This is a genomic window from Acinetobacter sp. TUM15071, assembly GCF_008980925.1.
GTDB lineage: Bacteria > Pseudomonadota > Gammaproteobacteria > Pseudomonadales > Moraxellaceae > Acinetobacter > Acinetobacter dispersus.
In genome coordinates this window covers 1-254 of record NZ_BKGB01000089.1, presented here as the reverse complement: position 1 = coordinate 254, position 254 = coordinate 1, and the positions used below count along the sequence as shown (strand labels likewise).

At 53.5% G+C, this 254-nt stretch carries 1 protein-coding gene; it reads right to left on the bottom strand.

From position 1 onward, the window contains the following. A partial coding sequence (locus GBI66_RS19565; RefSeq protein WP_171494359.1) for a hypothetical protein occupies positions 1–254 on the bottom strand: 254 nt, incomplete at both ends.

Sequence of the window (254 nt, the reverse complement as noted above, 5' to 3'; positions counted from 1 at the left end):
TCAACGGTCGCTGTATAGGTCACGCCATTGATCAACAAGGTCACAGCACTGGTCGCTGCATCAGCAGGAACACCAGTCAAGGTACCTGTGATGGTTACATTGCCACCTGACTCTGCCGCATTCAATCCGTTGTCAGCTGTCACAGCCGCAATCGTTAACACCGCACCCGCTGGGTTCGGTGGCGTAATATCCACGGTATAACTGTGGTCAGTGCTCACAGGTCCGACACCGGTTACATTCACGGTGACGTTGAT